The sequence below is a fragment of the Mycobacterium kyogaense genome (assembly GCF_003254575.1).
Lineage (GTDB): Bacteria > Actinomycetota > Actinomycetes > Mycobacteriales > Mycobacteriaceae > Mycobacterium > Mycobacterium kyogaense.
Genome location: NZ_QJUA01000032.1, coordinates 1 through 15,196, shown reverse-complemented (window position 1 = coordinate 15,196; position 15,196 = coordinate 1). Strand labels below are relative to the sequence as shown.

Below are 15,196 nucleotides of genomic sequence, written 5' to 3'. Positions count from 1 at the left end.
CGTCAGAGTCCGCCGGCGACATGGTGATACACCTGGTTCCACTTGAGTGCGTTCTGGAAGTCCCGGATCGTGGTGGCGGCGTCGATGACCATCAGCTCGGTGCCCGTCATGTCGGCGAAGTCCTCGACGGTCTCGGTGTCCACCGCGGTGGTCAGCACGGTGTGGTGGGGTGCACCGGCCATCAGCCACGCCTCGGCCGAGGTGGACCACGAGGGCAGCGGCTCCCACACCGCGCACGCGACGGGCAGTCGCGGCAGCTCCACTGCTGGCTCGACCACGCGGACCTCGTTGGCCACCAATCGGAACCGATCGCCCATGTCGCAGATGCCGACGATCACGGCGTCGGCCGGGGCGGCGGTGAAGCGCAGCCGCACCGGGTCGTCCCGGTCGCCGATCGAGAGGGGATGCACCTCCAGCGTCGGCACGTCGGCGGCGATGCTCGGACAGACTTCGAGCATGTGTGCGCCGAGGATCCGTTCGCGGCCCGGTGTCAGGTCGTAGGTGTAGTCCTCCATGAACGAGGTGCCGCCCGGCAGACCTTCGCCCATCACCTTGATGGTGCGCAGCATGGTCGCGGTCTTCCAGTCGCCCTCGCCACCGAAGCCGTAGCCGTCGGCCATCAGGCGTTGCACCGCAAGACCGGGGAGCTGACGCAGCCCGCCCAGGTCCTCGAAGTTGGTGGTAAAGGCGTGGAAGCCGCCCTGCTGCAGAAACTTCCGCAAGCCGAGTTCGATCTGCGCGCCGACCCGCAGTGACGTGTGCCGGTCTCCGCCGGGTAGCAGTTCGGGCGCCACCCGGTAGGTGTGGGCGTACTCACGGACCAGCTTGTCGACGTCGGAGGCGTTGATGTTGTTGACGACTCGGACCAGGTCGTTGACGCCGTAGGTGTCCACCGAGACGCCGAAGTGTGCCTCGGCCTCGACCTTGTCGCCTTCGGTGACGGCGACGCCGCGCATGTTGTCGCCGAACCGGGCCACCTTCAACGTCGAGAGTTCGGCGTGTCCGAGGGCTGCGCGCATCCAGGAGCCGACGCGGTGGCGGGTGCGTGGGTCGCTGACGTGGCCGGCGACGGTCTTGCGCGGGTGCGACATGCGGGTCTGGATGTAGCCGAACTCGCGGTCGCCGTGGGCGGCCTGGTTCAGGTTCATGAAGTCCATGTCGATGGACTCCCAGGGCAATTCGACACCGAACTGGGTGTGCAGGTGCAGCAGCGGTTTGGTCAGGGCCTTGAGCCCGCGGATCCACATCTTCGCCGGCGAGAACGTGTGCATCCACGCGATCACCCCGATGCAATCGGGAGAGGCGTTGGCCTCGGCCAGCACCCGGGCGATCTGCTCGGTGTCGGTGACGACGGGCAGCCACCGCACCTCGACCGGGATCTCGGGTCCGGCGTCGAGCTGTTCGGCGATCTGGCGGGACTGCTCGGCGACCTGGTCGAGGATGGCCTGCCCGTACATCGACTGGCTGCCCGTCACCAGCCACACCTGGCTGGTGACGAGTCGGGACGCGATCATCGCAGGGTCTCCTCGGGGTTCGTGGTGTGGCCGGGCTGGCCGTACACGTTCTGGTAGCGCTCGAACAGGGCGGTGACGTCCTCGGCGTCGATCTCCGGCGGCACGCCGAGTTGGAGGCTGATGTGCACGGTGCGGGCGACATCCTCGACCATCACGGCGGCCTTGACGGCCTCGCGGGCCGTGCGCCCGATGGTGAACGGGCCGTGATTGCGCATCAGCACCGCGCGAGATCGACTGTGCTGCAGTGTTTCGACGATGCCGCGGCCGATCGAGTCGTCGCCGATGAGCGCGAACGGGCCGACCGGGATCTCGCCGCCGAACTCGTCGGCGATCATCGTCAGCACGCACGGGATCGGTTCACCTCGCGCGGCCCACGCGGTGGCGTAGGTGGAGTGGGTGTGCACGACCCCGCCGACGTGGGGCATGTGCCGGTACACGTAGGCGTGGGCGGCGGTGTCCGACGACGGGGACAGCTCACCGTCGACGAGGTTGCCGTACAGATCGCAGACCACCATGTCCGCCGGGGCCATCGAGTCGTAGTCCGCACCGGAGGGTTTGATGATCATCAGGTCGCGGCCGGGGACTCGGGCCGACACGTTGCCCGCGGTCCAAATCACCAGTTCGTACTGGGTCAGGTGGCGGTGCAGATCGCACACCTGGCGGCGCAGATCGGCGATGGCCGCATCGATGTCGGAGGTGATTCTCACGACAGAACTCCTACGGGTTCGGGGGTGCCGATGCGGCGAAGCCGCCGCATCATGCCGTTGCCGCGGCCGAACCACTCGTAGGCCGCGACGTACTCGCGGTAGAGCTGTTCGTAGGCAGCGACATTGGCGGGGATCGGGGTGTAGGCGTCGCGGATGCGGCGGCCCATCTGCCGGGCGGCGGTCGGCACGTCGGGGAACGCGCCGGCCGCAGTGGCGGCGTGGATGGCCGAGCCGAGCGCGGGCGCCTGCGGCGACGGCACCACCGACAGCGGCAGCCCGACGGCGTCGGCGTAGATCTGCATCAGCAGGCTGTTCTTCAGCAGGCCACCGGCCACGACGAGTTCGTTGACCGGCACGCCGCTGCGCACGAACGTCTCGACGATCATCCGGGTCCCGAACGCGGTGGCCTCCAACAGGGCCCGGTACATGTCGACGCACGTGGTGGCGAGTGTCTGCCCGACCATGACGCCTGACAGCTCGTGATCGACGAGAACGGACCGGTTTCCGCTGTGCCAGTCCAGCGCGATCAGGCCGTGCTCGCCGACGCGCTGCTGGCCGGCCAGCTCGGACAGATACGCGTGCAGGGACAGTCCACGGCGCCGGGCCTCGGTCTGGTAGCTCTCGGGCACGCAGTTGGCGACGAACCAGCCGAAGATATCGCCCACCCCGGATTGTCCGGCTTCGTATCCCCAACTGCCGGAGCTGATTCCGTCGAGTACCACCCCGCACATGCCGGGGACCTCGCGCAGCACGTCGGAGTTCATCACGTGACAGGTCGAGGTGCCCATGATGGCGACCAGCGAGCCCGGGTCGAGCGCGTCGGCGGCGGCGACGGTGACGTGGGCGTCGACGTTGCCGACCGCGACCGGAATGCCCTGCGGCAGGCCGGTCCACGCGGCAGCTTGGGCGGTCAGCAATCCGGCGCTGTCGCCGAGCCGGCCGATGCGGTGGTCGAGCTTGTCGGTGACGAAGTCGGCGAATTCCGGCCGGACCGCGGCGAGGAAGTCCCGTGACGGGTAGTGGCCGTCCTGCCGGATGCCCTTGTACCCGGCGGTGCACGCGTTACGGACGTAGGTGCCGCAGAGCTGCCAGACGATCCAGTCGGCGGCCTCGACGAAGTGATCCATCGCCGCGTACACCTGGGGGTCCTCGTCGAGGATCTCGAGAGCCTTGGCGAACTCCCACTCGCTGGAGATCAGTCCGCCGTAGCGCGGGAGCCAGGACTCTTCGCGCTGTGCCGCAACGGTATTGATGCGGTCGGCCTGCGGCTGCGGGGAGTGGTGGCGCCACAGCTTGGCGTAGGCGTGCGGGCGGTCGGCGAAGTCGGCGAGCTCGCACAGCGGGGTACCGTCGCTGCGTACCGGCACCATCGTGCAGGCGGTGAAGTCGGTGCCGATCCCGATGACGTCGGCCGGATCGATCCCGGCGGCGGCGACGGCCTGCGGGACCGCGGTGCGCAGCACGTCGACGTAGTCGCTGGGCACCTGCAGTGCCCACTGCGGAGGCAGCCGGTCGGTGCCGCCGGGCAGCGTGTCGGTCACCACCGCGTGGCGGTACACGTGTTCGGCGCTGCCCATCTCGTGGCCGTCGCTGACCCGCACCACCAGCGCACGTCCGGACAGGGTGCCGAAATCGACTCCTACCGTGTACTTCTCACTGCTCACGAAGACTCCTTCGGCGGTGCGGTGCTGGCGCGGACGATCAGTTCAGGAGGAAGGAGCGGGACGTTGGCGCTCGACCCTTCGAGGGTGGCCATCACCAGGTCGATGGCGCGGCGGCCGATCGCCTGGAAGTCCTGCCGGATGGTGGTGAGCGCCGGGATCAGGAAGCCGGCCTCGGGGATGTCGTCGAATCCGACGACGCTGATGTCGTCGGGTACGGCGAGGCCGGCCTCGGCGAGTGCGTGCAGCACGCCGATCGCCATCTGGTCATTGGCGACGAACACCGCACTGACATCGTCCTTGCGGGCGAGTTCGCGGCCGATCTCGTAACCACGGCCCGGCGTCCAGTCGCCCTCCCACGGATCGCGGGGGGTCAGGCCGGCATCGCGCATGGCCTCCTCGTAGCCGGTCTGCCGGCCTTTGGCCTCGGTCCAATTCAGCGGCCCGGCAACGTGTTCGATCGCGGTGTGACCGAGGTCGATCAAGTGTGCAGTGGCCTGCCGGGCCCCGCCGATCTGGTCGACGCCGACGCTGAGACCCCGACCCGACAGATCGCCCTCGACCACCACCAGGGGGAGGTCGGCGTGGGCGGAGTGCACGATCTCCAGCGCGTCCTCCTGAGCGGCGATCATCACGATCGCCTCGACCGACTGCCGGGTGAGGTGGTCGAGCGCATCGCGCAGCGCCTCGAGGGTGACCTCGGCGAGCGGCACCAGGCTGGAGAAGTAGCCGGCCGCGCGGGCGGCCTCCTGCACGGAGCGCTGGATGCTCGACGGGCCGTAGAGGGCGCTGTTGGTGCCGACGATCCCGATGATGCCCGAGCGGCGGGTCACCAGGGCGCGGGCTGCGGTGTTGGGCCGGTAGCCGAGCTCCTCGATGGCCTGCTCGACGCGGGCCTTGGTGGCGGGGCGGATGCTCGCCGCTCCGTTGATCACCCGGGACACGGTCTGGTGGCTGACGCCGGCCAGGCGCGCGACGTCGGCCATCACCGGCTTGGCAGCCGTCGGGGGAGTGGGCTGGGTGCTCATCCGGGTTTCCTCACCACTAGTCGTTGAACCAGGACGAATATCAGCAGCAGAACCCCCGTCATGATGCGGGTCCAGTACGAGTCGAGGTTGGCGGCGGTGACGAACGTGCCGATGGTGCCGAGCACCAGCACCCCGATCAGCGAGCCGAGCACGAAGCCGACACCGCCGGCGAGCAGCACCCCGCCGATGACGGCGGCTGCGATCGCGTCGAGTTCGAGCCCGATGCCGTTGAGGCTGTAGCCCGACAGCTTCTGCATCGCGAGCAGCAGTCCGGCCAGCGCCGCGCAGAAGCCGCTGATCGCGTACACCCCGACGCGGGCGCGAGAGGCATTGAGTCCCATCAGCTGTGCGGACTGCCGATTCCCGCCGACGGCGTACACCGTCCGGCCGAACCGCGTCTGGTGCAGCGCGTAGACCGCGGCCACGACGACAGCGAGCGCGATCACGACCGTCCACCGGATGAACTTGTCCTCGTAGAGGTAGACGTAGTTCAAGCCGACGGCCCGCATCACCGGATCGTCGATCGGCAGCGTGTCGACGCTGATCACGTAGCAGAGGCCGCGCGCTGCGAACATGCCGGCGAGCGTGACGATGAACGGCTGGACGTCGAAGTACTCGATCACCAGACCCATCACGAGCCCGAGCAGCGGGCCGACGATCAGCACGGCGGCCAGCGCCAGCGGGGTGGGCCACCCGGCCCGCAGCGTCGTCGCCACGATCACGGTGGACAGCGCCACGACCGACCCGACGCTCAGGTCGATGCCGCCGGTCAGCAGCACGAACGTCATGCCGACCGCAAGCACGATCAGATAGCTGTTGTCCACCAACAGGTTCAGAAACACCTGGGCGGGGCTGGCGAAGTCGAAGCGGGTGACGACGGCGACGAACATCACGACGAACAGAGCGAGCGAAGCCAGCGGCGAGAGGTAGCGGCCGCGGGCGTAGCGGGCCAGGCCGGCGAGTGCACCGGGCCGGGTGGCGGTGACGGTCATCGTGTCACCACCGGTGCGGCGCTGCGGACGCTGACGGGCGCGACCGTCACGGGTCGGCCGGTGCGTTTCCGTCGCAGCAGCGCGCGGAACTTCGGTGCCTGCAGCAGGCACACCGCGATGACCACCAGCGCCTTGAACACCAGCGTGGTCTCCGGCGTGATGCCGGCGGTGTACACGGTGGTGGTCAGCGTCTGGATGATCAACGCGCCCAGAATCGTGCCGGTCAGGCTGAACCGGCCACCCAACAGCGAGGTGCCGCCGATGACGACGGCCAGGATGGCGTCCATCTCGATCCACAGCCCGGCGTTGTTGGCGTCGGCGGCGGAGATGTTCGACGCGATCATCAATCCCGCGACTCCGGCGCACAGCGCGCTGAACACGTAGACCGCGAACACGATCGAGCGATGCCGCACCCCGGCGAGCCTGCTGGCCTCGGGGTTGATGCCGACCGACTCGAGCAGCATGCCCAGCGCCGTGCGGCGGGTCAGCAGGCCGACGAGGGCGAACACGCCGAGGCTGACCAGGATCGCGACCGGCAGTCCCAACGCGAACCCGGCGCCCAGTACCTTGAACGGTGCGCTCGCGGTGGTGACGATCTGACCGTCGGTGATCGACAGCGCGATGCCTCGGCCGGCGGTCATCAGCACCAGCGTCGCGATGATCGGTTGCACCCCGAACACCGACACCAGGGCGCCGTTCCACAGCCCCAGCAGCACGGCGACGCCGAGCGCGATGCCCATGGCGGTCAGCACGGTGGCGGGGCTGCCCGGATCGCCGGAGGCGGCGATGTGCGCGCAGGCCAGCGCGCCGCTGACGGCGACAACGGCACCGACGGACAGGTCGATACCGCGGGAGGCGATCACCAGCGTCATGCCGAGCGCGACCAGCATGGTGGGGGCGCCGTTGCGCAGGATGTCGATGAGGCTGCCGAACAGGTGGCCGTCCTGCACGCGGATGCTCAGGAAGCTCGGTGTCAGGATCACGTTGACGATGAGCAGAGCGACGAGCGCCAGCGCGGGCCACAGCAGCGGGGAGGCGGTCAGCTTCTTGATCACGCGGCACCGTCCCCGGCGATCAGTGCGGTCAATTCGCGCGCGGTGCAGTCGTTTCCGACCTGCGCGACGCAGCGGCCCTCCCGCAGCACCGCGATGCGGTCGCTGATGCGGGCGACCTCGTCGAGTTCGGCGGAGATGAACACGACGCCCATGCCGTCGTGGGCGAGGTCGGCGATCAGCTTCTGGATCTGGGCTTTGGCGCCGACGTCGATACCGCGGGTGGGTTCGTCGAGGATGAACAGCTGCGGTTCGGTGATCAGCCACCGCGCCAGCAACACCTTCTGCTGGTTGCCGCCGCTGAGGTTCTTGACGGGCAGCCATGGGTTGCGGGGCCGGACGTCGAGCGTCTCCATGTAGCGGTCGACGAGAGCGTCGGTGGCGGCGCGGGACAGCGGGCGGGCGAACCCGCGGCGGGCCTGCAGCGCGAGCACGAGGTTGGCGCGGATCGAGAGGTCGCCGATGATGCCCTCGCGCTTGCGGTCCTCGGAGGAGAACGCGATCCGGTGCGCGATCGCGGCGCGCGGTGAGCGGATCGCGGCAGCGTCGCCGTCGATGGTGATCTGCCCGCTGGTGGCGCGGTCGGCGCCGAACAGCAGGCGCGCCAATTCTGTTCGGCCCGAACCCAGCAGGCCTGCGAGGCCGACGATTTCGCCGCGGTGGATGTCGAGATCCACCGGGTGCAGTGCCGGGGTCCGGCCGAGGTCGCGGGCGCTGAGCACCACGTCCTTGCTGGGGGCGGCGCCGGCGGCGTCGGCGATCTCGTCGAGCACGGCGAGTTCGTGGCCGAGCATCGCCGAGATCAGCGAGAGCCGGTCCAGCGTGGCGGTCTCGTACTCGCCGACGCGGCGGCCGTTGCGCAGCACCGTCATCCGGTCGGAGATCGCATAGACCTGGTCGAGGAAGTGCGAGACGAACAGGATTGCGGTGCCGGCGTCGCGCAGCCGCCGCATCACCCGGAACAGCTCGGACACCTCGTCGGCGTCGAGGCTGGAGGTCGGTTCGTCGAGGATCAGTACCCGCGCCGACACCGCCGTCGCGCGGGCGATCGCGACGAGCTGCTGCAGCGCGATCGGGTGCGCGCTCAGTGTGGACCGCGGATCGATGGCCAGGTCGAGGTCGGCGAGCACCTCTGCGGCCCGGCGGTTCATGGCCCGGGTGTCGATACGGCCCCAGCGGCGCGGTTCGCGCCCCAGCAGGATGTTCTCTGCCACCGTCAGATTCGGGCAGAGGTTGACCTCCTGGTACACGGTGCTGATGCCGGCGTCCTGCGCCTGTCGCGGACCGCTGAACCGCTGTTCGACACCGCCGACGGTGATCGAGCCCGCGTCGATGTCGTAGACCCCGGTGAGCGCCTTGATCAGGGTCGACTTCCCGGCGCCGTTTTCGCCCATCAGCGCGTGGATCTCGCCGGGCAGGAGGCGGAACTCGACGCCGTCGAGGGCCTTGACGCCGGGGAAGTCGATCGAGACGTCCCGCATGTGCACGACCGGGTCGGCGGTCGCTGTGGTCATCACGGAAGGCACGTGCGTGGTCAGTACTTGCGCTCGGGCAGGACCGTCTTGGCCTGCTGCTGGTCGAAGGTCTGGTCAGGGGTCACCACACGGGCCGGAACCGGTTCGCCCGCAAAGACTTTCTTCGCCAGGTCCATCAGTTGCGGCCCGAGCAGCGGGTTGCACTCGACGATGAAGTTCATCTTCCCGTCGGCGAGTGCCTGCATGCCGTCGTGGGTGGCGTCGATCGCGACGATCTTGATGTCCTGCCCGGGCTTCTTGCCCGCCGCCTCGATAGCCTCGATCGCGCCGAGGGCCATGTCGTCGTTCTGCGCGAACACGAGGTCGATCTTCGGGTTGGCCTTGAGGAACGCCTCCATCACCTGCTTGCCGCCCGAGCGGGTGAAATCACCGGTCTGCGAGGCGATCACGCTCAGGTTGGGGTTGGCGGCGATGGCCTTGCTGAAGCCGGTGCTGCGTTCCAGCGCGGGGTCCGATCCGGTGGTCCCTTCGAGCTGGACGATGTTCACCGGGCCGGTCGCGTTGGCGAACTCCTTGACCACCCATTCGCCCGCCCACTGACCTTCCTGCACGAAGTCGGCACCGAGGAACGTCTTGTAGACGTCCTTCTCCTGGGTGTCGACGGCGCGGTCGGTGAGGATCACCGGGATGTTGGCGTTCTTGGCTTCCAGCAGCACCGCGTCCCAGCCGGTGCGGACCACCGGGCTGAACGCGATCACGTTGACGCGCTGCTGGATGAACGACCGGATGGCGGAGATCTGGTTCTCCTGCTTGCCGTTGGCGTCGGAGAACTTCAGGTTGATGTCGGCGGCCTTGGCCGCATCCTGGATCGAGGTCGTGTTCGCGGTCCGCCACCCGCTTTCCGCGCCCACCTGGGAGAAGCCCATGGTGATCTGGCCGCCGGCCCCGCCGCCGCCTCCGGGGGCGTTGCCGGGCGCCGGTCCACTGCCGCAGGCCGACAGCACACCTGCCATTGCGACGGCGAGCATCGCAGAGAGGATTTTCTTCACGAGGACTCCTTCACAGATGCCATCGGACCAGGTCACGTCCGTGAGTGGCGGGGATCGGCGACGTCGGTGAAGCTGTGACCGGCGTTACACTGCGGCGATGTTAACGCTCACATTCGAATGCTGTCAACGATTTGTTAGCGCTCACATTTCGTCGACACGAACCCTTGACAGGGCCGTGACCGGCGTCACAAGATGCTCGATGTTAGCGCTCACATCGTGACGGCGGTCCGCGTGCCGGACCCGCGATGAGCGCCGGACCAACCGGAGGAATCCATGCGAAAAAGCTTTCTGCGCATCGCGGCGGCGCTGGCGCTGACCGCGTCGCTCGCCGCCTGCGGCCGCTCGACCGAGCCCGCGGCCACCGGCGGTGGGGGCGGCGGTGACCGCAGCGGAACGATCGGCATCGCGATGCCGACCAAGTCGTCGGAGCGGTGGGTCGCCGACGGCGACAACATGGCCAAGCAGTTCCAGTCACTCGGCTACGAGACCGACCTGCAGTACGGCGACGACGTCGTGCAGAACCAGGTTTCGCAGATCGAGAACATGATCACCAAGGGCGTGAAGGTGCTCGTGATCGCGCCGATCGACGGGTCGTCGCTGACCGACATCCTGCAGCGCGCCGCCGACGCGAAGATTCCTGTGGTCAGCTACGACCGGTTGATCCGCGGCTCGGCCAACGTCGATTACTACGCGACGTTCGACAACTTCAAAGTCGGTGTGCTGCAGGCGCAGTACATCGTTGACAAGCTGGGTGTGGCGCAGGGCAAGGGCCCGTTCAACATCGAGCTGTTCGCCGGCTCGCCCGATGACAACAACGCGACGTTCTTCTTCAAGGGTGCGATGAGCGTGCTGCAGCCCTACCTCGACAGCGGCAAGCTGGTGGTGAAGAGCGGGCAGACGTCCTTCGACCAGGTGGCGACGCTGCGCTGGGACGGTGGGCTCGCGCAGTCGCGGATGGACAACCTGCTGAGCCGGTCCTACACCAGCGGCCGGGTGGACGCGGTGCTCTCGCCCTATGACGGAATGTCACTCGGCATCATCTCGGCGCTTAAGAGCGCCGGCTACGGCACTCCGGCCAACCCGCTGCCGATCGTCACCGGACAGGACGCCGAACTCGCGTCGGTCAAGTCGATCATTGCCGGGGAGCAGACGCAGACGGTGTTCAAGGACACCCGCGAGCTCGCAAAAGCAGCTGTGCAGATGGCTGATTCGCTACTCACCGGCGGTAAGCCGGAGGTCAACGACACCACCACCTACGACAACGGGGTGAAGGTCGTGCCGTCGTTCCTGCTGCAGCCCGTCAGTGTGGACAAGTCCAACTACCAGAAGGTGCTCGTCGACTCTGGCTACTACACCTCGGCGCAGCTGACCTGATGGGCAGCGAGGGCACCGCACTGCTCGAGATGCGGGGAATCACCAAGCGCTTCGGCGCGGTGACCGCGCTGAGTGACGTGAACCTCACGGTGCGCCACGGCGAGATCCACGCGATCTGCGGAGAGAACGGCGCGGGCAAGTCGACGCTGATGAAGGTGCTCAGCGGGATCTACCCGCACGGCTCCTACGACGGGGAGATCGTCTTCGACGGTGCCCCGGGCGATTTCAAGGACATCCGGTCCAGCGAGCGGCGCGGCATCGGCATCATCCACCAGGAACTCGCGCTGGTGCCGGTGCTCTCGATCGCGGAGAACATCTTCCTGGGCAACGAGCACGCCTCGGCGGGGGTGATCAGCTGGCACGAGACCACCACCCACGCCCAGCAGCTCCTCGACCGGGTCGGGCTGAGGGAGAGCCCGGGCACCCGGATCTCCGACATCGGGGTCGGCAAGCAGCAGCTCGTCGAGATCGCCAAGGCGCTGTCGAAGAAGGTGAAGCTGCTGATCCTGGACGAGCCGACCGCGGCGCTGAACGACGAGGACAGCCGCAACCTGCTCGACCTGATCCTGGAGCTACGCCGCCAGGGGCTCACGTGCATCATCATCTCGCACAAGCTGAACGAGGTGACGCGCGTCGCCGACCGCATCACAGTGCTACGGGACGGCCGCACGATCGAGACGCTCGACGTGGGGCCGGATCTCACCGAGGAGCACATCATTCGCGGCATGGTGGGTCGGCCGCTGGTGGACCGGTTCCCCGAGCGCACCGCGCATGAGATCGGCGACGTCACGTTCGCGATCGAGGACTGGACCGTCTATCACCCACTCGATCAGCAGCGCAAGGTCGTCGACGGGGTCTCGCTGAACGTCCGTCGCGGCGAGGTGGTGGGGCTGGCCGGCCTGATGGGCGCCGGCCGCACCGAGCTCGCGATGAGCGTGTTCGGCCGCAGCTACGGCAAGAAGGCCGGCGGCTCGGTGTTCAAGGACGGCAAACAGATTCGCACCCGCACGGTGCCCGAAGCCATCAGCCACGGCATCGCCTACGCCACCGAGGACCGCAAGCACTTCGGCCTGAACCTGATGGACGACATCGCGCGCAGCATCACGCTGGCGTCACTGCCGAAGGTGAGCCGGCAGTCCGTCATCAATGAGCACGAGGAGACCAAGGTCGCCGAGCGCTTCCGCAAGGACATGCGGATCAAGGCGCCGTCGGTCAAGGCGGTCACCGGGAACCTGTCGGGCGGCAACCAGCAGAAGGTGGTGCTCAGCAAGTGGGTGTTCGCCGACCCCGACGTGCTCATTCTCGACGAACCCACCCGCGGCATCGACGTCGGCGCCAAGTACGAGATCTACACGATCATCAATTCACTGGCGGCACAGGGGAAAGCGGTGATCGTCATCTCCTCGGAACTGCCGGAGCTGATCGGCCTGTGCGACCGCATCTACACACTCAACGAGGGCCGGCTCACCGGTGAGGTGGCCCGGGCCGACGCGTCGCAGGAGACGCTGATGCGCTACATGATGAAGGGACGAGGATAGATGACCACCACCCCGACGGTGTCGACGCCGCCGAGCGCTCCGGCGCCGCCGCCCGCGGACTCGACCGTGTCCCGGTTGAAGGCATTGCTGCAGGGCAACTTCCGCCAGTACGGCATGGTCGTCGCGCTCGCCCTGATCGTCATCCTGTTCCAGGTGTGGACGGGCGGCATCCTGCTCAAGCCCCTCAACGTCACCAACATCGTCCAGCAGAACGGCTACATCCTGATCCTCGCGATCGGGATGGTCATCGTGATCATCTCCGGTCACATCGACCTGTCGGTGGGCTCGATCGCCGGGTTCATCGGGGCGATGTCGGCGGTGTTGATGATCCGCAACGACATGCCCTGGCCTGTCGCGGTCGCACTGTGTCTGCTGTTGGGTGCGTTGATCGGTGCCTGGCAGGGCTTTTGGATCGCCTATGTGGGCATCCCGTCGTTCATCGTGACGCTGGCCGGGATGCTCGTGTTCCGCGGTGCCACACAGTATCTGCTCGAAGGGCAGTCGATCGCGCCGTTCCCACGCACCTTCGGTCAGGTCAGCAGCGGGTTCCTACCCGAGCTCGGCGCGAACGCCGTCTACCACTGGCCCACCGTGATTCTCGGCGTGTTCGTGATGCTGGCCGCGGTGTGGCAACAGGTGCGGCAGCGACGCGCCCAGAGTCAGTACGGGTTCAGCGTGCTGCCGCTGGGCTGGTTCGTCGCGAAGTGCGCGGCCATCGTCGCGGCGCTGGCGGCGTTCACGCTGCTGCTGGCCAGCTACCGCGGTGTCCCGGTGGTCGGCATCATCCTGGCCCTGGCCTTCGTGGTCTACGCGTTCATCATGCGCGGCACGGTCGTCGGCCGGCAGGTGTACGCCGTCGGCGGTAACGAGGCCGCGGCACGGCTGTCGGGCGTCAAGACCAAGCGGGTGACGTTCCTGGTCTTCGTCAACATGGGGTTGCTCTCCGCACTGGCCGGGTTGCTGTTCGCCGCCCGCCTGAATTCCGCGACGCCACAGGCAGGTATTGGCATGGAGCTGGAGGCGATCGCCGCGGCGTTCATCGGCGGTGCCTCGGCCAGCGGCGGTGTCGGCACGGTGTTCGGCGCGATCATCGGTGGATTCGTGCTCGGCGTGCTCAACAACGGTATGTCGCTGATCGGTATCGGCAGCGACGTGCAGCAGGTGATCAAGGGTCTGGTGCTGCTGGCTGCGGTCGGCTTCGACATCTACAACAAGAAGAAGGGCGGGGCCTGACATGCCCGGAGTCGCGGATCGTTACGAACACGACATCGTCACGTTCATGCGGAGCTGGGCGCCGTACGGCGGCCCGCCCGCCGATGAGGTGCTGCCCGAGTTCGGGCTGACCCGGGAGCAACTCGTCGCGCGTTACCATCAGATCCTGGACGCTGAGGCGATGCGCCGGGCAGAGGAGTTGCGTCAACCGTGGTTGAGAATCCGTCGCTCACCGACTCAGTGACGGCGTGGACCCTCGCCGACGGACGCGATCTGCTGTTCTTCAACCTGCCCGGCCGGGCGCCAGCACCGGTACCCGACCTCCGGCCACTTCCGCCCCGCTCAGAGTCGCTGTCGGAGTTGCGGTTCGACCAGACGACCGGGCAGTGGGTGATCATCGCCCCGGCCCGCCAGGACCGCACCTACCTCCCGCCCCGCGGGGAGTGCCCGCTCTGCCCGGGGCCGACCGGACTCACCAGTGAGATCCCGGCCCAGGACTATGACGTCGTCGTCTTCGAGAACCGGTTCGCTTCTCTCTCGGGGTCGGGCGGCGGCCTTTCTGCTTCTTCGGAGTTCGATCCGGTGCCCGGTAGCGGCCGCTGCGAGGTGATCTGCTTCTCCAGCGACCACGACAGCTCGTTCGCCTCTCTTGCTCCAACGCAGGCCCGGCTTGTGGTCGAGGCATGGCGGCACCGCACCGCTGACCTGCTTGGCCGCCCGGAAATCGCGCAGGTGTTCTGCTTCGAGAACCGCGGTGAGGAAATCGGCGTGACGCTGACCCACCCGCACGGGCAGATCTACGGCTACCCGTTCCTGACGCCGCGAACGGAGCAGATGCTGCGGCATGCATCTTTGTACCGGGAACAACACGGCAGCAATCTTTTTGGCGATCTGGTGGCGCGGGAGGTCGCGGACGGTCGTCGCATTGTGTCGCGTGACTGGGCGTTCACGGCGTTCGTGCCGTTCGCGGCCCGCTGGCCGGTGGAGGTGCACATCTATCCCAACCGGTTCGTGCACTCGCTGCTCGACCTCTCCGGCGCCGAGCTGGACGCCTTCAGCGCCATGTACCAGGACGTGCTGCAGCGGTTGGACCGCATGTACGACGCGCCGCTGCCGTACATGGCGGGGCTGCACCAGTACCCGGAGGGCGAGGGCTGCTTCCACGTCGAGATCATCTCGACGCGCCGCAGCGCGGACAAGCTCAAGTACCTGGCGTCGTCGGAGTCGGTGATGGACGCATTCATCAACGACGTGGTGCCCGAGACGCTGGCGGAAAGGCTGCGCAGCCTGTGAGCATTCGCTTCTCGGCGCCGGGCCGGATCAACTTGATCGGCGAACACACCGACTACAACGTGGGATTCGCGCTACCGATCGCGCTGCCGGGGCGCACGGTGGTGGAGTTCGAGCCGGCCGAGAGCGGCGAGCTGGTGGTGAGCACAGAGCTGTCGAAAGACGTGGTGCGGATTGGTCTCGACACGGTGCCCGGCGACGTTGACGGATGGGCGGCGTACGTGGCGGGGGTGGTGTGGTCGCTGCGGGAGGCGGCTATCCGGTGCCGGGTGGGACGCTGGCAATCAGCAGTGGTGTGCAGATC

The 15,196-nt window shown here is 67.7% G+C and carries 13 protein-coding genes and 1 pseudogene; 6 read left to right on the top strand and 8 right to left on the bottom strand.

Translation table 11 applies throughout. The annotated features are described in order from the left end of the window. Positions 1–2: 2 nt before the first annotated feature. Genes araA through DMB80_RS19800 form a run of 8 tightly spaced genes read right to left on the bottom strand, consistent with a single transcriptional unit; the run spans position 3 to position 9,478 of the window. On the bottom strand, positions 3–1,514 hold the full coding sequence (araA, locus tag DMB80_RS19835; protein WP_111511430.1) for an L-arabinose isomerase: 1,512 nt from the start codon (positions 1,512–1,514) through the stop codon (positions 3–5). Then, on the bottom strand, positions 1,511–2,221 hold the full coding sequence (locus DMB80_RS19830; RefSeq protein ID WP_111511429.1) for an L-ribulose-5-phosphate 4-epimerase: 711 nt from the start codon (positions 2,219–2,221) through the stop codon (positions 1,511–1,513). The genes araA and DMB80_RS19830 overlap by 4 nt, the downstream gene beginning before the upstream one ends. Next, a complete protein-coding gene (araB, locus tag DMB80_RS19825; protein WP_111511428.1) occupies positions 2,218–3,885 on the bottom strand; it encodes a ribulokinase in 1,668 nt (555 codons plus the stop codon). The genes DMB80_RS19830 and araB overlap by 4 nt, the downstream gene beginning before the upstream one ends. Next, a complete protein-coding gene (locus DMB80_RS19820; protein ID WP_111511427.1) occupies positions 3,882–4,910 on the bottom strand; it encodes a LacI family DNA-binding transcriptional regulator in 1,029 nt (342 codons plus the stop codon). Before DMB80_RS19820 ends, araB begins: the two co-directional genes overlap by 4 nt. Continuing rightward, a complete protein-coding gene (locus DMB80_RS19815) occupies positions 4,907–5,902 on the bottom strand; it encodes an ABC transporter permease subunit (protein ID WP_111511426.1) in 996 nt (331 codons plus the stop codon). Before DMB80_RS19815 ends, DMB80_RS19820 begins: the two co-directional genes overlap by 4 nt. After that, the gene (locus DMB80_RS19810; RefSeq protein ID WP_111511425.1) at positions 5,899–6,957 is read right to left on the bottom strand and encodes an ABC transporter permease; all 1,059 of its coding nucleotides are present in this window, start codon (positions 6,955–6,957) and stop codon (positions 5,899–5,901) included. Before DMB80_RS19810 ends, DMB80_RS19815 begins: the two co-directional genes overlap by 4 nt. Then, the gene (locus DMB80_RS19805) at positions 6,954–8,468 is read right to left on the bottom strand and encodes a sugar ABC transporter ATP-binding protein (protein ID WP_162938625.1); all 1,515 of its coding nucleotides are present in this window, start codon (positions 8,466–8,468) and stop codon (positions 6,954–6,956) included. The genes DMB80_RS19810 and DMB80_RS19805 overlap by 4 nt, the downstream gene beginning before the upstream one ends. Positions 8,469–8,488: 20 nt before the next feature. Beyond that, entirely contained in the window at positions 8,489–9,478 is a 990-nt protein-coding gene (locus tag DMB80_RS19800) for an ABC transporter substrate-binding protein (protein WP_240431287.1), read from the bottom strand. A gap of 273 nt (positions 9,479–9,751) precedes the next feature. Between DMB80_RS19800 and chvE the strand changes: the two genes are divergently transcribed. The 6 genes and pseudogenes from chvE to DMB80_RS19770 all read left to right on the top strand — a co-directional run. Then, positions 9,752–10,852, top strand: a complete 1,101-nt coding sequence (gene chvE / locus DMB80_RS19795) for a multiple monosaccharide ABC transporter substrate-binding protein (RefSeq protein ID WP_111511424.1) — start codon at positions 9,752–9,754, stop codon at positions 10,850–10,852. Continuing rightward, positions 10,849–12,390, top strand: a complete 1,542-nt coding sequence (gene mmsA, locus DMB80_RS19790; protein WP_420812206.1) for a multiple monosaccharide ABC transporter ATP-binding protein — start codon at positions 10,849–10,851, stop codon at positions 12,388–12,390. The genes chvE and mmsA overlap by 4 nt, the downstream gene beginning before the upstream one ends. Beyond that, the gene (gene mmsB, locus DMB80_RS19785; protein ID WP_111511422.1) at positions 12,391–13,623 is read left to right on the top strand and encodes a multiple monosaccharide ABC transporter permease; all 1,233 of its coding nucleotides are present in this window, start codon (positions 12,391–12,393) and stop codon (positions 13,621–13,623) included. A 1-nt stretch (position 13,624) separates the two neighbouring features. Continuing rightward, complete coding sequence (locus tag DMB80_RS19780) at positions 13,625–13,846, top strand: hypothetical protein (RefSeq protein ID WP_111511421.1); 222 nt, start codon at positions 13,625–13,627, stop codon at positions 13,844–13,846. Further along, positions 13,813–14,895, top strand: coding sequence for a galactose-1-phosphate uridylyltransferase (gene galT, locus DMB80_RS19775; RefSeq protein WP_240431286.1), 1,083 nt, complete (start codon positions 13,813–13,815; stop codon positions 14,893–14,895). Before DMB80_RS19780 ends, galT begins: the two co-directional genes overlap by 34 nt. Continuing rightward, positions 14,892–15,196: pseudogene (locus DMB80_RS19770) on the top strand (galactokinase family protein); the annotation flags it as partial. The gene galT and the pseudogene DMB80_RS19770, both read left to right, overlap by 4 nt.

Coding starts and splice junctions, on each gene's coding strand:
- DMB80_RS19780 (WP_111511421.1), top strand. CDS start 13,625: ATGCCCGGAGTCGCGGATCGTTACGAACACGACATCGTCACGTTCATG.
- mmsB (WP_111511422.1), top strand. CDS start 12,391: ATGACCACCACCCCGACGGTGTCGACGCCGCCGAGCGCTCCGGCGCCG.
- DMB80_RS19805 (WP_162938625.1), bottom strand. CDS start 8,468: ATGACCACAGCGACCGCCGACCCGGTCGTGCACATGCGGGACGTCTCG.
- DMB80_RS19815 (WP_111511426.1), bottom strand. CDS start 5,902: ATGACCGTCACCGCCACCCGGCCCGGTGCACTCGCCGGCCTGGCCCGC.
- araA (WP_111511430.1), bottom strand. CDS start 1,514: ATGATCGCGTCCCGACTCGTCACCAGCCAGGTGTGGCTGGTGACGGGC.
- DMB80_RS19820 (WP_111511427.1), bottom strand. CDS start 4,910: ATGAGCACCCAGCCCACTCCCCCGACGGCTGCCAAGCCGGTGATGGCC.
- chvE (WP_111511424.1), top strand. CDS start 9,752: ATGCGAAAAAGCTTTCTGCGCATCGCGGCGGCGCTGGCGCTGACCGCG.